We start from the raw sequence: 19,358 nt of genomic DNA, 5'->3' as shown, positions 1-19,358 counted from the left end.
GCCGTACCAACCTGCGGAAAGATTCTTCACACCACCGGAGCAAACCGTGAGCAAACTGAGCTACTTCAATCGCCGTGTCATCGCCGCATGCGTCCTTGCGGGTGCGCAGTTCGCCTTGTCGGGCGCGACGCACGCACAAGAGGCAAGCGCTGAATCGAGCGTAAGCACATCGGCAATTCAATCGCCGGCGCCTTTCAAGTCGATCAAGCAGATCAACGCTGGCGTGCTGAATGTCGGGTACGCCGACGAAGGCCCCGCCAACGGCCCCGTGGTCATTCTCCTGCACGGCTGGCCCTACGACATTCACAGCTTTGATAACGTCGTGCCCGTGCTGACGAAGGCGGGCTACCGCGTGATCGTGCCGTATCTGCGCGGCTATGGCACGACACGCTTTCTCGACGCAAGCACGCCGCGCAACGGCGAGCCAGCTGCACTCGCCACGGACGTTATCGCCCTGATGGACGCCTTGAAGATCGACAAGGCCACCCTTGCCGGTTACGACTGGGGCGCGCGTACCGCCGATATCGTGGCGGCATTGTGGCCGCAGCGGGTCACGGGCCTGGTTTCGGTCAGCGGCTATTTGATCGGCAGCCAGGAAGCGGGCCGGCAGCCGTTGCCGCCTAATGCGGAACTGCAGTGGTGGTACCAGTTCTACTTCGCCACCGAGCGCGGCCGTGTGGGTTACGAAAAGAATCATCACGACTTCGCGAAGCTGATCTGGCAAACCGCTTCGCCGCAATGGCACTTCGATAACGCCACCTTCGAGCGCAGTGCTGCGGCTTTGGAAAATCCGGATCAGGTCGCCATCACCGTTTCCAATTACCGCTGGCGTCTCGGTCTGGAGCAAGGCGAACCAAAATACGGCGCACTGGAAGCGCGGCTCGCGAAACTCCCTGCGATCACCGTGCCGACGATCACCATGGAAGGCGACGCTAACGGCGCACCGCATCCCGAACCGCAGGCCTATGCCAGCCGTTTCACAGGCAAGTACAAGCATGAACTCGTCACCGGCGGCATCGGCCACGACCTGCCGCAGGAAGCGCCGCAAGCCTTTGCTCATGCCGTGATCGAAGTCGGCCATCTCTGATGACGCATTGAACAGCGCTTCGTATCCCGGAAGCGCTTTAAAACGAATTCCACTTAGTTATACGAAGCGTAACCTTTAATCTCTCTACCCCAAAAAGGAAACATCATGAGCAAAATCGAAAAGGTTCTCTACACCGGAAAGACTCACACCACGGTCGGCCGTGATGGTGCGGCGCAAAGCGACGACGGCCGTCTCGACATCAAGCTCTCTTCCCCCGGCAGCCGCGGCGCGGGAACCAATCCTGAGCAGCTCTTCGCGGCTGGCTGGTCGGCCTGCTTCATCGGTGCAATGGGACGCGCCGCCAGTGAAAAGCATGTCGCCCTGCCCGCCGACGTTGCCGTCGACGCAGAAGTCGATCTCGGCACGGGAGAAGGCGGCTTCTTCCTGCAAGCACGCCTGCGTGTGAGCCTGCCCGGCCTGCCGCGCGAGGTTGCGCACGCACTGATCGATACCGCGCACCAGATCTGCCCGTATTCGAAGATGTCGCGCGGCAACATCGACGTGAGCATCACGCTGGCGTAAGTTGCTGGCGCAACATACCGCCCTCAAATACGCAAACGCCCGATGCGGCGCATCGGGCGTTTCCTTGAATACGACTGTCAACCTGGTCCACGACGGTGCACAGGTGTACGGCGTTCAGACATCGACATCACATCACTGGATCGCGATGACGACTTCCGCTGTTGCTTTGTATTTTCCCGCGGAGACCTCCCCTTTCCCCGGATGAAATGCCTCGAAGGTCGCATTGACCGTGCGCGTGTAGTAGTCCCAGTTGATGTCCGAGCCGGTTTGCGTTGCATCCTGTAGCACTGGATACCAGCCGTCCTTGGCGCCGCCCATCGTGAGGTAACGGCTGGTGAGGAAATATATCGGCGTCGTGCCGTTCGATTCGTACAGCACGACGCTAACGCCCTGTGCCACATTCTTCCCGCCGTAGCCGTCAGACAGCAGATCCGTCACGGCGCTTCCGCCCGTTACGAGTCCAAGTGGTCTCGCGTACGCAGCGTTCTCATCCCGAGCCATGATGCCCATTGCGGTCTGATTGGCACCCGTTCCGCTACTGAGTTTGCCGAATCCGCTTTCGCATTGAATGTCGATTGTGATCGGCATCGTGGCCTTCTTGCCGCCCTCGAGCTCCGCCACCGACATCGGCGGAAAATTAACCACCGGCGTCGTATTGCGCACGGCGCAGGTCACCTTTCCGGTTCGCACGTTGAGATTCGGCTTCGGGTTAATCGCGCCGGGCCAGTCGTTATGCCAGCCCGACCAGTTGTTGTTGTGATCGGCGCCAACGGAGAGGTTCGGGCTCATGGAGTTGAGGCCTGCCCCCCCCTTGAACGCGACGTACGCAATCGGCTGCATCCAGGAATCCGTTTCTGAACCACAGGCCTTGCATTGATACAGATCGACCTTGTACCGGCTGAAATTCTTCACTTTCACGAGCGTCCAGCCCTGCTCATCCTTATCCAGGTTCTTCATCTGCCGCGCCAGCCAGTAGCGCGTCACCACCTGATTCGTGTCCAGGTTAGTTACGCGCGATATGATGTTCTCCTCCGGGAAGCGGTAGGTACCAGGGATGCCGGAAATGTGGCTAATATCGTCCTTGCCGGCATTCGGATTGTCTCCGTTCGTCGAGAAGAATTCTTGCAGGTCGCCTGCATCGGGAGAGCACCGGAACAATACCTGTTCGCCTCGGTAGCTACCGACGCCTTCGCGTCCCATATCGTCGAGCGAGGCGGTGCTGCTTCCGATCAAGTCGCCGTCGTTGGAGAAACCGGTTATCTGGACCGTCATGGGATACGCGCCTTGCCCCGCGGCGTCAGCGGCACCAGCCCAGGGTTTATAGTACAAGCCCGGTTGCGTATACTTCGGCGAGTTCTTCTTTTTCGTTTCGGTTTCGATCTTCCAGCAGCCCTTCTCATGCGATGCAGCCAGCACCGAACCTGGTACGAGTGCCATTGCCAGAAATGCCAGTGTTGCCGCGCAGGTACTTTGCCGCGTGCGCATTGTTTTCGATATCATATTAATTTTTACGTTACCTTTAAAAATGCTGAATAAGCGGCGAAATGAGTAGCCTCGCCTCGCTCCATGAGCCAACAGTTGGATATATTTAGTCGTTCTGAGCAATTTGGTTATCGTGCCGTCGGTGTCAGTGCGGCAGTTAAACAGGGCCGCGAGAACAAAGACACAAAGAAGCCGCAGCTTCCTCGGGATCAGGTTCAGTGCCGACTCAGTAAACGCACGCGGGTCCTGCATTCATGCCGGACCCGCGCATTGCCACTACAACTCGGCGATCGCCGGCTGGTTCTCGCCAATCGCCACCAGCCGCTGGTGGGTATCCTGTGCCGCCAGGAAGTCTCGTCGCAGTACATCGAAGCGCTCAACGACGTAGCACAGCATAAGCGGAGCGAGTCCGACGAGATAAATCAACGCAAAGTTGCGCTGCACATCGAGCACGTCGAAGCCCACGCACAACACGATGCTCCAGACAGTCATCGCCATGAAATAGCACACGCAACGACGCAATTTGCTCAATTTGAAGAAAGCGCCGCCGCTGGGGGAAAGCTTCATAAAGCGTTTATCGAGTATCCCCAGCATCAGTTCCCCGGTCATTGCAAAGCGCCTGGACTTGCCGGCGAACAGTAGCAGAAGCACATGCACGATCGACATCAGAATCAGGAACGCCACGATGAAAGCCGGGTTCCCGTAGCCATGCTGCAGATCGAATGCCGGCTTGCGCGCAATCGGCAGCACCAAGGACAGATTGATCAGCATCGTAAAAAGAAGGTCCATGCCGATGATTTCAAGCATCCTGACTCTGGACCGCTCTTCATGCATGGCGGGATTTTCCACACTCTCGATCACTCTTTTCACCTGCATCTTCGCGGCCATTTTGGCAATGAACTGCACCAGTTTGGGCTGCAATGTCAGGCAGAATAAAAATATGAAGATATAAATGTTCGACTGGAACAAGGCGTACGCCGGAATGCAGACAAGGGCCGTCAACACAAACCCCAACAACGCCCCCCTCACGGGATACGGCAAGAATTTGGCCAGAATCGGCGGAACGCTTTCTTCCATGTACTGCTTGCGGCGCTCCTTCGAATCAAATATCTTCACCGAGCACATCACATAGAACCAGTAACCACGGCTATCGCGTAACAACGCATAAATCAGTGACGCACTCATTACGCCGAGCGACACAATCAGTTCGGCAAGCGAGATATCCAGAATATTCCGCGTGATCGATGCGGCAAAAAATGCCGTCATCGGCAGAATAAAAACGAATACGGAGAAAAGATGCTTGCGCAGATAAATTTCAAAACTCGGAATCATCGATTTCACTCATTGAACGCGTCCGAAAACGCACCGGATGGCCGAACCATCGGTCTCAACACCAGTCAGGGAAACACGAGACCTTCATCCGATCCCCCATCTCGTAGTGCGCGAGCATGCCGCCCATAACCTTGCGCGTACTCATCTCGACGAACTCGCTATAGCCCTCGCGATAGACCGCTTCCATCGTTTCGCGCCAACGCACCGTCCGCGTCAGGTGGTCAGAGAGGTTGTCCACGATCTGCCCGACCTCATCGACGGGAGCCGCCGTGAGGTTCATGTAAATGGGCCTTTCTGGCGCCCTGATCGGCAAAACTTTCAACGCCTCATAGAGTCGCGAGCGTGCCGGCACCATCAGATCGCTGTGCCACGCTCCATTGACCGGCAGTTTGAGCGTGCCATAGCCATCGCGTTGCAACTGCGCAGCCAGTGCACGCACGTCGTCCGCATTACCGGACAAAACCTGCTGACTCGGCGAGTTATCGTTTGCAATCTGTACCGGGCCGTGCCACGTTTGCCCGTCGATATAGCGCTGCAAGGTCGTGCGATCGATCGACTTGATTACGTACATTGCACCATCGCTGTTTTCCGCCATCTCCTGCATCAGCGTCGCGCGGATGACGATACTTCTAAACAGCGTTTCGAGATCGAATGCCCCGGCTGCATACAGCGCGGCATATTCTCCCGCGCTATGGCCGGCGAACACCGCGTTCTCGATATGCACCGAATCCTGAAGCTTTTCGAACATCGCAACACTGACGGTCGTTACAGCCAATTGCTGGAAACGCGTCTGCGTCAGCCGGGACATCGGGCCTTTCTGGCAAAGTTTGCGCACATCGATTCCCGATACGTCGCTGGCACAGTCCCATACCGCTTCGCTGCGGGGAGAAACGCCGCGCACTTCGGCGCCCATGCCGACTGCCGGCATACCTTGCCCCTGGAACAGGAACACGTGATTCCGGATCACGCGATCAGATGACAAACCGAACGCCTGCATAGATTGTTTTCCTCTGCCCAAATTGACCAAATTCAGATTGCTGCGACCCAAAGCTAAATGAGGTGCCTGCATGTAGCACGGTGTTCTTCGATACGCTGGTGCTCAGGTTTGCCTTCAACACCGTGCCTCCATCGACCAGACTGGTTGTGGAAGAGACGCTCCAGCCCACTTTGCGAAGCTGCTCCGTCTTCGAACTTGCGAACAGCGTGATGTAGTGCTTGCCGAGAAAATTGCTGCCCCGATTGGCGTTGTCAGTCTCCACCGCCAACAGGTTTGCGTATTGCCCATAAAGCGGCACCAGCGACGCCCCCACCCCGGCCGGAAGACCGGCCGCAAATCCGCCGTTGACGAATCCGACCGTCTTGAAGTAATTCCGCCATTCGCTGCGGCTATAGCCCTCGGTTTGTCCGAAGTACTCGATGCCGTATTCCGTACGACTGGAGTCGGTATATCGCAGCCCGACGGCGAGGTTCGCGGTCAGTCTCCGGCTGTCCTGCCCAAACGGATCGCCGACATTGCCATATTGCTGAATGGCGCTTGCCGCCTCCATATTCAGATGACGCCAGCGCTCACCTCGTGCAACCGAGGACTCCATACTCAGGATCAGGTTGTCGTTGACATATCCACTAACGCCCAAACCCAACGCGTTGTACGACGACCCGGCCACCATATTGACGGTGGGATTGAAGTCGCTGAATTTGCTGGTGGTAAACGCACCGTAGAACCGGTTGGTCGAATTCGTGCGCTCGAGCATGCTCCATTTCTCCGCCGACTCCCGAAACGAATCGTTAGTCGTCAGCTTGGGAAGTGCCGCCAGTTCGAACGTGCCTGAATCGGCATACACCGTGCCGCCAACTCCGATCGATCCCTCGTCATAAAAGCTATTGGGATTGTTGCTATCGGCATTCACCGTGGCGGAACGCGGATGGCCCGATGTATTGCGCAGCAGGTCCAGCGGATTCATCGAGAACATGAAGCCATTACTGCGCTTGATTTTCCCGATGTCGATGAACACCTTTTCGGACGGCGTATAGGTCAGGTAAGCCTCGGTTACGATCGCCAACGCGCTGTTCTGCTTTCCGTCGAGCACACCGGGCTCACGCACCGAGCTGGCGTATTGCAGGACACCGCTTGCGGTTGCCTTCAGGTTGCCGGCCAGCATGCAGCTTCCGCTGGCCGCCGCGTATGTGTTGATCGTGAAGTTGTCACGAAACGCCTCGCCATTCGGATGCCAAAGCCCCTGGCTCTTAAGTGCGCCGACTCCCTCCGTGCCGACATAGCCACGCCCGGAATTGCATGACATGGCGTGCGCGGGCGACATATAGCCGTGGGCAATCAACACGGCACACACCGTGAGGCTGAGTCTGTTATTCATGAACTATCGGTCTTGTCAAATGGTCACCATGCTGAACGTAGTCGTCCAGCACGTCAGTTCAGCCGCATCAGGTAGTCTTTCTGAAAATAGCTTTCCGGAAGCGACTCAAGACGAACGTCCGAATAATTCATCGTCGTGTAATTGCCTTTCTGCAGCGCGTCTTCCACGACGATCTGAAGCGGCCTCACCCTGCCCGCGGCCATCTGGTAATTTTTATAATAAGAACGCTTCATCACCAGGTTGGAATCCGACATGAAATCGGCACGGTAAGGATAGTAGGTATCCTTCTCGACCCAGTATGTGATCTTCGGATAGGTCACGTGCGGCCAGCGTCGAACCAGTTGCAACCGGTAGCATTTCTTGTCGCCGCAAGGCTCCTCGCCCTGCAATTGAGAAATGTACGAGTAGTCGAAATCAGCGGCGACAACGTCGCCATTGGAAATCTGTCCGATCAGACGCTGCTGCTTCGAAATAGGAATGGGCCGTCGCAGATCAGGCGCGTAATACCACATCTTCTCGAAATCGGAAAACATGGCCTTTCCTTTATCGCTCGCGGGCGACACAAAGCGCACCAGCGCCCTGGCATCGCCTTGTTCGTGACCCGGACCGGGCTTGTAGAAGCGCATCGATACGTCTAATTGTTGCTGCGAGGCACTCTGACTTTGCCTGAATGCATCGAGCCGCAATGTATAGCGAAACGGCTGATCCGGCGCGCGGACGCGATCTGCATTGCGAATGATCTCCTGGGCTCGCGCGTCCTGCTGAACGCCAACGTCGGAAGCCGCCGTGTCGGCATTGACGGCCGACTGAGCCGCCGAGGCACAAGCGGTCACCGCGATCAGTAGCGCCGCAAAAAACCTGTGGTTGAGTTTCAAATCTCATTTCCTGCATGGAATGACAGACGTCACCTGAAGATTGCCTGTGCAACAACCGTCTTCACGCCCGCAGTGCTGTGCCAAGATCGGCCTGCAGAATCTCGCCTCGAATCGCCGAGGATTCCGGCGAAATGAGGAACGACACGATATTGGCCACTTCGTCCGGCTCGACCAGCCAGCGGCGCTTTTCCTGATCGCTTTTCGCGCACATGTCCGGCCACATTTCCTTGAGGAACGGAAACATGTCCGTGTTGACCACGCCTGCGCAAATCCCGTTGACCCTGACGTTCTCGTCATAAAGCTCGACCTCAAGGTATCGCACCAGGTTTTCGAGCGCGGATTTCATGATCCCGAGCGGATACTTATCAAGAACGCGCTGGCTTCCAAGGCTGGAGATTGCGCAGATCGTGCCGCCTTGAGTCATGAAGGGAACGGTTTCGTTCACGCACGCCACGTTTCCAACCAGATTGCTGTTCAACAGCAGCTTCCAGTCGAAGCGGTTCATGTCCGAGAAATGCTTGAAAGGCGCGCTAGCGGCGTTCAGCACCAGGTGATCGATTCTGTCGATACCCTGATTACGAAGGCTCTTGTACATGTTCTCGACGTCACGCGTTTCTGCAATGTCCGCCTTGACTAGCGTAACCTCGATCCCTTTCGCCTCGTCGCCTTGCTCGAACTGCTTCAGATTGGCAATGCTCTTGCCCTGGTCCGAACGATAGTTGAGGATCAGGTCGTAGCCTTGCGCGGCAAGCTTTTGCGCAATCGCGAGTCCGATACCGCGGCCCGCACCTGTGATCAAAACCCGCTGATTCTTTTTCATCTTCATACCTTGGATTAAACAAACCGGAACGCTTCTGCGATCACAAGATTGGCTGCGCGACGAGACGGAATGATCGAGGCGATCACAGCCGTCACAAGCGGCAATGCGCAGGCGAACCAGAACAGGTGGTAATCGCTGTTCCACAAAACGAAAGCCAGATAGCCTTGGGTATAGCCGGGAGAGGGCGGCATCGGAATGCCGTTAATGTTGATGAGCTCCGCAATACCGATACCCAGCACCACACTAATCACGGCGCCGAGAATGCCGATCATGATGCCCTCGAGCATGAACAATCGCCCGATATGACGCTTCTTGAGCCCGAGTGCGCGCAGCGTGGCAATCTCGCGCGTTCTCTCGACCACGCTCATCATCAACGTATTGCCGATCATAAACACCACGATCACGCTCACCAACGCTTTGACGAAGAAGAAAATTCCCTCGAACAGATTGACGACCTGGTGATAGAACACCGCCAGATCACTCCATGAACGGGTTTCCAGCGACAGATCGTGATCCGCGATCAACTGGTTGACGCGTTTCATCACGCTGTCCGTCTGATCCGTGTCGTGCAACAGAACGATGATTTTGCTGACGTTCGACGTCTGCAAAAGCTGCTGGGCTGTCTGCAACGGAAGCTTGATTGTCGTGTCGTCGTATTGCTTGATTCCGGACTGGAACACTCCGCGAATCTGAGCCGACATCGCATTCTGACCGCCGCCCGGCGTGACGACGAGCATGTCGGCCCATTCGTCATATCCGGCCTTCAGGGCGGACGAAATACCCGAACCGATCGTCGCGCCATTCAACGCCACGCGCGACAGATCGCTGCCCGAAACGATCTGATCGAATGAACCGAGCATCAGCGACGTCTTCGGGTCAATCCCTACACCCGAGAAGAACGTCGACACCCCGCTCTCGTAGTGGGAGATGATCCCGGAAAATTCCACCTGACCGGTAATCGTGTTGATCTTCGATCCGATCTCCGGATCGGAAAGCAGAAGATTTTTCACCTCGTCATAGTTCGAGATGCTGTACGTCATGGTTCCGGTTGCCGCGCCGCTTTCCAGATAGCCCTTCTTGTAGAGCTGGATATGCCCAAGATTGGTTCGGATAGTCTGCTCGCGCAACGCCCAGTACGAGTAGTCGACAAAGCCGCCGAATATGAATACCGATATCCCACCCAACACGATCGCCAGCAGCGTGATACCTGAGCGTCGGCGATGACGCAGGAGATTCAAAAAGGTGTACTGAATATCTGTCCGACGAAAAATGAGCGCACCAATCACCACAACCAACGCATAAATCATGATTACGTTGGACACGTAAAACAATGCTTTCGTCATGCCTCACCTCCCACGGCGGCTTGCAAAACTTCGCTGATTTCCGTCTGCGTCAGGAACGGCACGGCTGCACGGCCAGATTGTTTCGTCTGATCGGGTGCGGCGTGGTCCGCTACGCCGCAAGACTTCTGGGCGCGCGCTTTCATCATCGAGATCATCGTATCCAGCGACGCCGGCGCCCTGCCGTTTTGCGTCATAAAGTCGATGTCTTTGAGCGCAACGACGCAGCGGCCATTTCTTGCCGGCACGAATGCATCCATACGTGTGCGCAAATAGCGCAACCGCCAGTTGTCCGGCGAACTCTCCGCCGCCTCGTCAATGTAGAAAAAGCCCTCTTTCGACAACTCTGCCGCCTTGATGTAATTCTTGTTTTTCAGATAATCGCCGGCGAGAAACAGTAAGCCGTAGCCGTAATACATCTCGGCATACCGGTCGTCCGGGTTGGCGCCGATATACGATTCCAGTACCCCAACTGCATTCCTGACGTCCGATGGCGACGTCGGTCCGGCGATCTGCAAGATCGCCTCGTTGCGTGCATTGCCCCGGTTCTGCTCGACCATCCCGGCTATCGTCTGCCGCACTGCCGCCGCTTCATCCGTATGCGCGTCGGCATACGCGAGCGTGAGCCGTGTTGAAAGCAGCATCACCAATAGTATTCCCGCGATGCGCTTAAGCCTCGACGTGACCATCCTTCAACCTCCCGTCCTCAATTTCGATCACGCGCCTTGCCATATCTCTAAGCTGCGGTGAATGCGTGGATATCACAAACGTCGTTTGCAGCGCCTGGTTCATTTCGAGCAGCAGCTCGATGATTTCGTGACCCGTTCGGGTATCGAGATTGCCAGTGGGCTCGTCCGCAACCACGAGCGCCGGACGCTTGACCAATGCGCGCGCGATTGCGACACGCTGCTGCTGCCCGCCGGACAGTTCGTCCGGCCGCCGGGTGTAGTGCCGTATCAGGCCGACCTTTTCGATCATCTCCATCACATCTTCGCGAGCGGCGCTACGACTGCGGCCGTTCAGCATCAGCGGGTAATAGACATTGTCGAAAACGCTCAGGACCGGCAGCAGATTAAAAAACTGGAAGACAAACCCGACCGAATCGGCCCGCAGTTTGGCCGCCTGTAGATCGTTCAAGGCGGACAGGTCGTGATTCATCAGGAAGACCTTGCCTTCCGTCGGGCTGTCGATCCCCGCCATCAGATTCAACAACGTGCTCTTGCCGCTGCCGGACGGTCCGCAAAGGGCGATGAACTCGCCCCGGCTCACTGTCGCGGTGACGTCCTTCAGTGCATGAACGGCGTTGCGCTCTCGTCCATAACGCTTGCTTGCGCCCTGCAGCGAAACAATGGGCAATGGCTCTGCAATCCTGCTGCTCATGGTGTTCCTTTCCGCCGTTGCGGCGGTAATACGGATCGACTTGAATCCAGCGCCAACGTGTACGCGGGCGATTCTTCATAAACCAGATATCCGTCCGGGGAAATCCACGAACGGCGGTTTAACGCGTCTCTGGTGCTGTGGGTCTGAACCAGACACAACGGGGATGTCGAACTCGCGAGGTTCGGCAGCCGCGCGCTGCCATAGCTGACGTACTCGCTGGACACCCGGTCGATCCGTTCAGTAATCGGATCGAGCATGCGCTTGTCGAGTTTCTCGCCGACCGACGCCGGTCCGCATGCCTTTGGAAACCGCAACGCAAAAGTGGTGAAATCGTAGTCGGCCGCGGCAAACCGGGAAGTGCGATCGGCAGCACTCCCGTCCTCTATCTTCAACAGCAATCCACCGTTCAGCGGGTCGCGCTGCCCGTTGATCAGCCGCTTTCTCCCGTTGTTGACTTCCTGTGCCTCGAAGGCAACATCGTCCCGGGAATCAAACCAGACTACATCGGTATAGTCATATTTAATCCGTGAAAGGAAAGCCCGATAGTCGAAATTGATCTCGCCCGCAAGCCGGTACAGCTGCTTCTCGGGAACCCAGTTCAGCCGGACCTGATAGCTTCCGATCTCCCTGCTGCTACCGGGTGCGTAGACGCGATACACGGCCCGGTAGTTTTCGTACGCGGGCTCAGCCACACAATTCACCGCCAATAAACCAAGCATTGTCGCCACAGTAGATTGCAATCCAGGTCGCACGAACTTAACCATCTGCGCCACTCCAGCACTCGATCAGCCAGATTCCTGCCTGTCCGTCATCGGCGCTGATGAGCGCATGGCGCCGTTGCTGCAGCGGTCCAGTCGAATGAAGATGAGATAACGCGAGCATCGGATTCAGGCATGCGCTGTCGCCGTACATATCGCAGATGGAAAAATAGTTCGCGTTCTGCTCAAGCCGATCAAACGCATCGCTCTCCAACGCCTGCATTTCGCTGCTGGGATGCATGCCGGCATATACGCTTGCCGTGTCTTCGCCTGTCGAGACGCGCCAACGCTCTGTCAATTCCTTTCGCGCCCGGCGAGTATTTTCCGGTAGCAGGAAGTAGTCGGAGACGTTGAGGGAGATGCCTGCGCCGGGATCCTTGCGCAAAATCACACACCCCGACCGCTCGATGGAGTAGTTGATCGTGCTATTCAGATGGGTCTTTGCTCGCCCGTGCAGCTCGTTGGCGCTCGACGCCTCGGAGAGCACCATGCCGGGAAAGGCACGGAAGATCCCGAATAACAGCACGGTATCGACTTCACCGGAGTTCAGCACATCAGCCGCCACGCGCAGGCCTTGCAGAAAGCCACTTCGTTCGCCACGCAGCTTGCACGAAAACGCGCTCACCCCATATTCCCGCGCGATTGCCTTCGGCAACAGATCCAGACTAACGGCATCGCGCCAGCTATTCGGCGTCTCGAAGATGGAGCTCTCCCCCCACGCATCGAAATAGACCAATGCTGACCGCTGCCTGCGAATCTGGTTCTCCATCTTTCGGCTCAGACAGTCGAAAGCCTTTTTACACGCGGTGCTCAGACTGTTGAGGGCCTCGCGGTAATGCGCCCGGCGCAGATCCTCCGGCGACCGGGATTCGGGCTTCATGCCAAAGCGCTTGAACGTCCAGGTCTCTTTTCCCTGACGACGCTGCGCAAGTTTGTGAAATTGTGCTTCCCTGACGTTAACCCAGCTCGGCTTGAAATCGACGAACCCGGCATCGCTTTCAACCACTCCAAGTCCGATCATGCTGATCGCAGTGTCCGGAGGGCCCAGTTTTTCCATTTTTTCCACGGCAGTCTTCGTCAATTAGCAAGCGTCCTGTTTCAGGAAAACCTGGCTTATTCATGATGAGAAAGCGTTAGCGCAACAACCGACCCGTCGAGCCCGAGCGACGTCTTCAGAATAGCGCCGGACTTGACCGGCAACGTTGCACGGTTCGCATGAAAATCCAGTTGTAAGGATTCGTCCAGTTCGTAGTGCGCCGAGAACGGAATCAGTTCTTTTCTCTTGAGCGACTCGGCCGCAATGATGAGATCGGCCACGCCGCTGCACACCGAGAAATAGCCTGTCTGCGCCTTGTAAGTCACGACGGGGATGCCTTTCTCGCCCCAGACTCGCCGGATTGCCATGGCTTCGGCCTTGTCGTTCGCATAGACGCCATTGCCGTGCGGAAACACGCATTTGATCTGGTCCGCAGACAAGTCGGCCTGGATCATCGCGGTTTCTATGGTCGCGGCGACAGCGCGAAAATCGGCGGAAAAGGAATTACCACCGGCCGTTCCACTGCTTTGCCATGACGTCGTGCTGTTCAGAACGACATACTCGTTCAAGCCGCTCCGCACAGCCTCGTCTTCCTTTTGCAGCAGCATACCGACGACATTGTCCGCCGGCAGAATGCCGCCGCCTTTCATGGAAAACGGCTGAGGCGGGTTCACACCGGAGCAGGCGAGCAAGCCTTGAGCGCCGAGCGACAGCATGTCCTGCATCGTGTACTGCATCCAGCCAACCACCAGTGCAAGACGGATCTCTCCGCTGCGGATTGCCTGATGCGCCAGATGAACCGCCGAACTCGACGATGAACTGGCGCTATTGACCGGCACGGGAGGCCAGGACAACCCGTACCGGCGCACCAGACCGTGAGCGAGCACGTCCTGCCCATAGCTGGCCGCGCTCAACTGCTTGATGGAAGGAAAGAACAGCAGATCTTCTTCGTCGTTACGATCCCGATACCCCGCGCAATCCAGGAGATCCACGCGCGCCCCATGCCCCGGCAGATAAACGCGCACGTCCTTTCCGCGCAGACACGCTTCGTCGAGGCCCGACATCTGAAGTGTCCGCGCAATGACCTTTTCAATCGTTTTCTGGAGATAGTCGACGCCCAGCGTTCTGACCTTCTTCGACATGCGCAAAAACGGCACATGGCTCGGATTGACGGGCAGACGTAACCGTTCGACTTCTTCATCCGTGGCGAAATAAGGCGTGCTGGCAACATGGCGTCCCTCGGACAGCCCTGCAATCAGCCCATCCGTGCTGTCGGCGAACAGACTTTGTATGCTGTATCCCCTGACCACCGTGCGGGATTTGCCTACACTCATCACGCACCTTGCTTCAGCAGAAATGCGTAGTGATTTCCGCCTTCGGTCGAACCCAGGACAAGCGCCGTGCCAACCTGTTTCCTGAGCGGTTCGACCACAAAGCCGAACTCATTCGAGCAGAACTTCTTCGTGTACGGGATCGGCGGAATTTCTCCGCGTTTCATGATCTCGATGACCACGGCCATATTCAGAATGCTCACGCACGAATCGACCATGCCGAAGCACGCGGTGTAGTTCACCAGCGGCACCTGGTTCGTACGGTCGCCCCATATGCTGCGAATCGCGTCGAGTTCAATGTGGTCGCTTCGTTGCGTGCCTTTGCTGCTGCCGCAAATCAGATCGACGTCATGGGGCGTAATGCCCGCTTCGTCCATCGCCTGGCGGATAGCGCCGGCCATCGACGCGCTGCGCGCACTCCAATTGTCGCCGTCGAAATAGCATCCATCGCTCGCTTTCCCGTATCCAACGATTTCAGCGAGTACCGGTACCCCGCGGTTCTTTGCGTGCTGGTAGTCCTCGAGGAACAGAATGCCCGCCCCTTCGCCCGGCAGAAAGCCTCGCCCCTCTTCGCTATAGACCTGGAAATCCTCTGGCCTGGTGGTGAGCTGCAGGCCCTCCTCCATCGCCTGCAGATAGGCCCAGAACTTCGAAAAATTCTCGTCGGAACCCCCCGCGAGCACCTGCGGCTGCAGATCCTGGCGCACCAGCTCATACGCGTAACTGAGCGCGCCGAGCGCGGCATTGGCGCCGGTGGCAAGCGTCGTGTTGTAGCCTTTGATGCCTTCCGTAATCGAGCAGAACGTGGAAATCGCATTCATCAGCGCGCCAGGAAACTCCGAGGTGCGCACCTTGGTCGGCTCGGGAAACAGGCTCTTCAGATAGCGATCCACAGTCGTCTGCGGCCCCTTCGCCATACCCAGGATAAGGCCAAGATCGTGACCATCGCGTTTGATCTTGCGATCGGCCTGCTTCATGGCCTGTGTGATCGCCAGCAAGGCGAACGTGCAAATCGCGTTGGCCTTGCGCGAATCGAAACGGCGCAGATATTTTCTCGGATCGAGATCCTGCACCGAATGCAACCAGACGGACTGTTCGAGCAATTCTTCGATGCCACCGTCACCGCATTTGCTGCGCAGATAGTTGGACACGTCCTCGTTGGCGGAGAAACTTTCGAGCAGCGTGCGGGCCGCCTCCTTGAAGCCGACATCGTTTTCGCCAATCAGCTTGCTCACCTCGCCAGCGGACCGCGCCTCCCAAACGCCGGCCACGATGCTCTGAAAATCGTGGCCCAACGAAGAAACGGCGCCGATACCGGTAATCGCGACGCGCTTGGGCTCGTAGTGCGTTGCCGGACTGGCCTCGGCGCGCGTGCTGGCAACGATGCAGCAGTTGTTGCCGCCAAACGCGTAGTTGTTCTTCATGAACAGATCGACCCGCGCTTCCTGAAACTCGTTAGGAACGTAATTCAGATCGAAATTCGCACGTGGTGTCGTGAAATTAAGCGTGGGCAGCACCTTGCCTTCCGGCAACGTCAGAAAACATGCCACGAGCTCGATAATGCCGGCGGACCCGATGTTATGTCCGACATAAGCCTTGGTGGAACTGACGCGAATATCCGCGATATCCGGAAACACCTTCTTCATCGCGAGGGTCTCGCACCGGTCATTCGCTTCCGTTCCCGTGCCGTGCGCGTTCACGTACTGAATGTCCTGCGGACCGATCTGCGCATTCGCCAGCGCAGCGCGCATCACCTGCACGGCCCCTTCCGCCCGGGGATCGGGTGCGGTCTCGTGATATCCGTCGCCCGATGTCGCGTAAGACACGATTTCGCCGAGTATCGTCGCACCGCGTGCGACGGCGTGCTCGTACTCCTCGATCAGGATGGCGCCCGCGCCTTCGCCGATCGACATGCCGGGATTACCGGAAAAGGGACTCGCAGGCTCCGGCTTCATGGCGTGAAGCGCATAAAATCCCGCGAAGGTGGGCAGATAAAGCGGTTCCGTGCCGACCACCAGCACGGCCGGGTTCTTGCCGTTCTGGATCTGATCGAAGCCCATGCCGACGGCATTCGTACTCGCCGTACAGGCCGTGGCGACCAGTTCAAAGCCGCCCTTGAGACCGAGCAGCCCCGAGACGATCGCGCTGGACGAAGCAAAGCTGCCGGAAATCATCGTCTTTTGCAGCGAGAATTTCTCGTAGTCCCCTTCGATAACCGGCATATACGCTTCCGTACCGGCCGACGACACGCCGATAATCAGTCCGGTTTTCTCGCGGAACGCAAGGTCGTCCGCCTTCGCCTGAGACAGCGCTTCGTAGCCGACCTTATAGGCCCACAACGCAGCCTTGTCGAGCGAGGCTTCCACCTCGGGAGTCAGGTTTTCGTACGTGACATCCTGCAGCACTTCGGACGCGTTCGCGTGCTCGAAATAGGCTGCAAATCTTTCGCTGGGCTTGATTCCGCAGACCTTGTTCAAAAGCGCCTGTTTGAATTCCGGCACATTGCTGGCAATGGACGAAAGATGTCCCATTCCAGTCACAACCACGCGTTTTCTCTGGACGATCATAATCTTGGTTTAGCTAACGATAAGGGTGTGACAGATTGGAGTGTCACCTTGCGAGAGCGGCGCTTTCAGGGGTATTCGGGGGAAGAGGTGTACTTCCCACAGCGGTCCGGGACGAACATCCCGAACCGGTCTCTCATGCCCTCATCCAGGAATGCCAGGCCTCAAGCCTGAACCCGCTGCGCCTCAGCCTGCTGCGCCTCTGCCAGTTCCTTATCGGCTAGTTCCTTATCGGCCAGTTCTTTTTCGGCCTTCGCTTTTGCCGCGGCCTGCCACTCCAGCTGCTCAAGCAGATGTTTGGGGCGGGAGCTATCCACGTAGCTATGCTCAGACGGATTGATCAGGAAACTGAAGTTCCGATAGATCGGCACCGCCGTCGTTTTGAGGTTCAGGCGGCCCGAACAGGTTTGCACCTCGTATTGGTCGAGGTCGGCGTAAGCGTAGGCTGCATCCAGCAGCAGTCGACCGACCGTCGCCCCGATGTCTTTCGAGTAGCCACACGTGATGACCACGCCGATCTCGCTCTCGCCCACATAAACCTTGTCGCCGCGCGCGACATCCGCCGGGGCTGCGCCCTCGATCGAGAAACCGACCGCACGCCGCTCCACGCCTCGCCCGAGAACCGAATTCAGCGCGTCCTTGCCCTTGAATTGATCCTTGTCGTAGCGCACCGTCCATTGCATCTGCAATTGAATCGGGCAACGCGAAAATTCATTGAACACGTCCGGTTCCCAGCAGGGGTTCTCCAAACGCACATCGCGTTGATAATCCAGACCGCCCACCGCCATGTCATATTTCTCACCCGCTTGTACTGCCTGTTCCCAGATCGCTTCCAGGCGGTCGTTGTTTGCGATCAGCTTGTACGAGTACTCGCCATGCTCCCCCGCGCGGAACAGGATTTCATCGTCGCCGACGTGCATGTGTTCCTGAAACGGCAGGCCCAGCACGTCCATGCCGTACATTTCCGCCAGCAATTCCCAGCTATAGGGCCCTTCGAAATGAAGCACGCCCAGGCTGTCGCCCAGCGAACCGATGTGCCCGATTTCCTCGAATTCACTCCCGTGCTGTTCGAGCAGGTGCTTCATCATTTCGCTGATTGCGTCGCCCGTAAGCCATTCGGACATCACGATGAAACGCTCGTCGTCGCACAGGATATACACGTCGGAGATAATTTCTCCCTCGTTGTTCAGGATGATCGTGTACATGCCCTGTTCGTCGCGAATCGAGCCCACATCGCCCGCAACCATCAGGTTCAGCAGTTCATACGCGCCTTCCCCGGAGATCTCGGCCATCCCCAGATGCGAATAATCGGTCAGCAGAATAGTCTTGCGCATTGCGACACGTTCCGCTTCCGGCTGGTTGTAATTCAGCGGCACGCTCACGCCATTGCGGGTGCCCATCGCGGCGCCGTTCTTGATATGCAGGCTTTCCAACGCACTCATTTCGATTCCTCAACTCTGGTTGTTTCTGTTTGTTCGTCAGGCGCCTGACTTATGCATCCGCTTCGTCCGCTTCGTCCGCTGCAGCCGCTTCCTGTTCGCGCTGCCGGCTCAGGACAAACGCCGCGAGCGTATTGATGTTGCGCATATAGGACGGGTCGTCGCCTTCCGAGACGCGAATGCCGAATGCCTCATCGAGCAACACGATGATTTCGGTTGCGTCGACGGAATCCAGCTTGAGCCCGCTGCCGAACAAAGGCGTGTCGTCATCGATCTGGTCGACCGTCTGGTGGAGATTCAAACGGTGAATCAGGCCCGACTTGATCTTTTCCAGCACGATCTTGCGCTGTTCAATTGCCTCGTTCACTTTTCCTTCAATTGCGTCGTTCATTGTTCTGCTTCCCTTCAGCACTGTTACCTTGAAACACCCGAATTCTTCTTGGCGATGATCGCTTCCCGCTCAGCCCGGAAGTTGATGACCTTTCCTTCCGCTACGACATGTCGTCCGACTCGCGCTTCCACCTTGTAGTGATGGAACCCGTGCACGTCCGAAAAACTGAGTGCGCTCTCAACGTGGATCGTGTCGCCCGGATAGACCACTTTCTTGAACTTCAGGTCCTGTGCGGCGAGAAAGCCGGCAATCCGCTCGCGTTCCTGCAAGATGATCTTCTCGCCTTCCGGCGTGTTCAATGCACGGCTAACGTCATCGCCCTTTTTCAACGCCTGGTTCGATGCCTGTGCGTAGGCACGGCAAAAGTCGTCGAGCAGGCTGAAATACTCGCTCGCCTGCCCGAAGATTTCGGCAATCATCACGCCGGGCATGACCGGATTGCCGGGAAAATGAGCCTCGATATAGGGTTCGTTGAACGTAACGTGCTTGGCGACAACGATATGCCCCTTCTCCCCCGGAGCAAACTCTTCAATACGGTCAACCATGAAGATGGGGGAGCGCCACGCCCCGATTTTTTGCAGCAATTGCGCCGTGGTAATACTTCTTTCCGATCTCGACATAATTTCCTC

General features: G+C 57.2%; 18 protein-coding genes. 2 read left to right on the top strand and 16 right to left on the bottom strand.

Annotation, left to right across the window (positions count from 1 at the left end):
- Positions 1-46 precede the first annotated feature (46 nt).
- Entirely contained in the window at positions 47-1,087 is a 1,041-nt protein-coding gene (locus tag Q0L30_RS04140) for an alpha/beta hydrolase (RefSeq protein ID WP_296651541.1), read from the top strand.
- Between the two features lie 105 nt (positions 1,088-1,192).
- The gene (locus tag Q0L30_RS04135) at positions 1,193-1,609 is read left to right on the top strand and encodes an organic hydroperoxide resistance protein (protein WP_296651538.1); all 417 of its coding nucleotides are present in this window, start codon (positions 1,193-1,195) and stop codon (positions 1,607-1,609) included.
- Positions 1,610-1,741: 132 nt separating this feature from the next.
- Here Q0L30_RS04135 and Q0L30_RS04130 read toward each other — a convergent pair whose 3' ends face one another.
- From Q0L30_RS04130 to Q0L30_RS04055, 16 genes are all read right to left on the bottom strand, one after another.
- Positions 1,742-3,343 (bottom strand): fimbrial protein, encoded by a 1,602-nt coding sequence (locus Q0L30_RS04130; protein WP_296651535.1) that lies wholly within the window; start codon positions 3,341-3,343, stop codon positions 1,742-1,744.
- 24 nt (positions 3,344-3,367) lie between these two features.
- Positions 3,368-4,423 (bottom strand): hypothetical protein, encoded by a 1,056-nt coding sequence (locus Q0L30_RS04125; RefSeq protein ID WP_296651532.1) that lies wholly within the window; start codon positions 4,421-4,423, stop codon positions 3,368-3,370.
- A gap of 55 nt (positions 4,424-4,478) precedes the next feature.
- Positions 4,479-5,420 carry an ACP S-malonyltransferase gene (locus Q0L30_RS04120; RefSeq protein WP_296651529.1) on the bottom strand — a complete coding sequence of 314 codons (942 nt, stop codon included), beginning with the start codon at positions 5,418-5,420 and terminating at the stop codon, positions 4,479-4,481.
- Positions 5,395-6,795, bottom strand: a complete 1,401-nt coding sequence (locus Q0L30_RS04115) for a hypothetical protein (protein ID WP_296651526.1) — start codon at positions 6,793-6,795, stop codon at positions 5,395-5,397. The genes Q0L30_RS04120 and Q0L30_RS04115 overlap by 26 nt, the downstream gene beginning before the upstream one ends.
- Positions 6,796-6,848: 53 nt before the next feature.
- Positions 6,849-7,670 (bottom strand): outer membrane lipoprotein-sorting protein, encoded by an 822-nt coding sequence (locus Q0L30_RS04110; RefSeq protein ID WP_296651524.1) that lies wholly within the window; start codon positions 7,668-7,670, stop codon positions 6,849-6,851.
- A gap of 61 nt (positions 7,671-7,731) precedes the next feature.
- Complete coding sequence (locus Q0L30_RS04105; RefSeq protein WP_296651521.1) at positions 7,732-8,490, bottom strand: SDR family oxidoreductase; 759 nt, start codon at positions 8,488-8,490, stop codon at positions 7,732-7,734.
- A gap of 14 nt (positions 8,491-8,504) precedes the next feature.
- Positions 8,505-9,833: an ABC transporter permease gene (locus Q0L30_RS04100; RefSeq protein WP_296651519.1), complete on the bottom strand. Its 1,329-nt coding sequence runs from the start codon at positions 9,831-9,833 to the stop codon at positions 8,505-8,507.
- Entirely contained in the window at positions 9,830-10,480 is a 651-nt protein-coding gene (locus Q0L30_RS04095; RefSeq protein WP_296651516.1) for a hypothetical protein, read from the bottom strand. The genes Q0L30_RS04100 and Q0L30_RS04095 overlap by 4 nt, the downstream gene beginning before the upstream one ends.
- Positions 10,481-10,499: 19 nt before the next feature.
- Entirely contained in the window at positions 10,500-11,210 is a 711-nt protein-coding gene (locus Q0L30_RS04090; RefSeq protein WP_296651514.1) for an ABC transporter ATP-binding protein, read from the bottom strand.
- Positions 11,207-11,974 carry a hypothetical protein gene (locus Q0L30_RS04085; RefSeq protein WP_296651511.1) on the bottom strand — a complete coding sequence of 256 codons (768 nt, stop codon included), beginning with the start codon at positions 11,972-11,974 and terminating at the stop codon, positions 11,207-11,209. Before Q0L30_RS04085 ends, Q0L30_RS04090 begins: the two co-directional genes overlap by 4 nt.
- Complete coding sequence (locus tag Q0L30_RS04080; protein WP_296651508.1) at positions 11,967-13,049, bottom strand: hypothetical protein; 1,083 nt, start codon at positions 13,047-13,049, stop codon at positions 11,967-11,969. Before Q0L30_RS04080 ends, Q0L30_RS04085 begins: the two co-directional genes overlap by 8 nt.
- A 32-nt stretch (positions 13,050-13,081) precedes the next feature.
- Positions 13,082-14,338 carry a beta-ketoacyl synthase N-terminal-like domain-containing protein gene (locus Q0L30_RS04075; RefSeq protein WP_296651505.1) on the bottom strand — a complete coding sequence of 419 codons (1,257 nt, stop codon included), beginning with the start codon at positions 14,336-14,338 and terminating at the stop codon, positions 13,082-13,084.
- The gene (locus Q0L30_RS04070; RefSeq protein ID WP_296651503.1) at positions 14,338-16,902 is read right to left on the bottom strand and encodes a beta-ketoacyl-[acyl-carrier-protein] synthase family protein; all 2,565 of its coding nucleotides are present in this window, start codon (positions 16,900-16,902) and stop codon (positions 14,338-14,340) included. Before Q0L30_RS04070 ends, Q0L30_RS04075 begins: the two co-directional genes overlap by 1 nt.
- A 161-nt stretch (positions 16,903-17,063) precedes the next feature.
- Positions 17,064-18,341 carry a glycine cleavage T C-terminal barrel domain-containing protein gene (locus Q0L30_RS04065; protein WP_296651499.1) on the bottom strand — a complete coding sequence of 426 codons (1,278 nt, stop codon included), beginning with the start codon at positions 18,339-18,341 and terminating at the stop codon, positions 17,064-17,066.
- Positions 18,342-18,390: 49 nt separating this feature from the next.
- Complete coding sequence (locus Q0L30_RS04060; RefSeq protein ID WP_296651497.1) at positions 18,391-18,729, bottom strand: acyl carrier protein; 339 nt, start codon at positions 18,727-18,729, stop codon at positions 18,391-18,393.
- A 23-nt stretch (positions 18,730-18,752) separates the two neighbouring features.
- Positions 18,753-19,349 (bottom strand): 3-hydroxyacyl-ACP dehydratase FabZ family protein, encoded by a 597-nt coding sequence (locus tag Q0L30_RS04055; protein WP_296651494.1) that lies wholly within the window; start codon positions 19,347-19,349, stop codon positions 18,753-18,755.
- Positions 19,350-19,358: the final 9 nt, after the last annotated feature.

This window comes from Paraburkholderia sp. (assembly GCF_024281035.1).
Taxonomy (GTDB): domain Bacteria; phylum Pseudomonadota; class Gammaproteobacteria; order Burkholderiales; family Burkholderiaceae; genus Paraburkholderia.
This window is presented reverse-complemented; position numbering and strand designations above follow the sequence as displayed.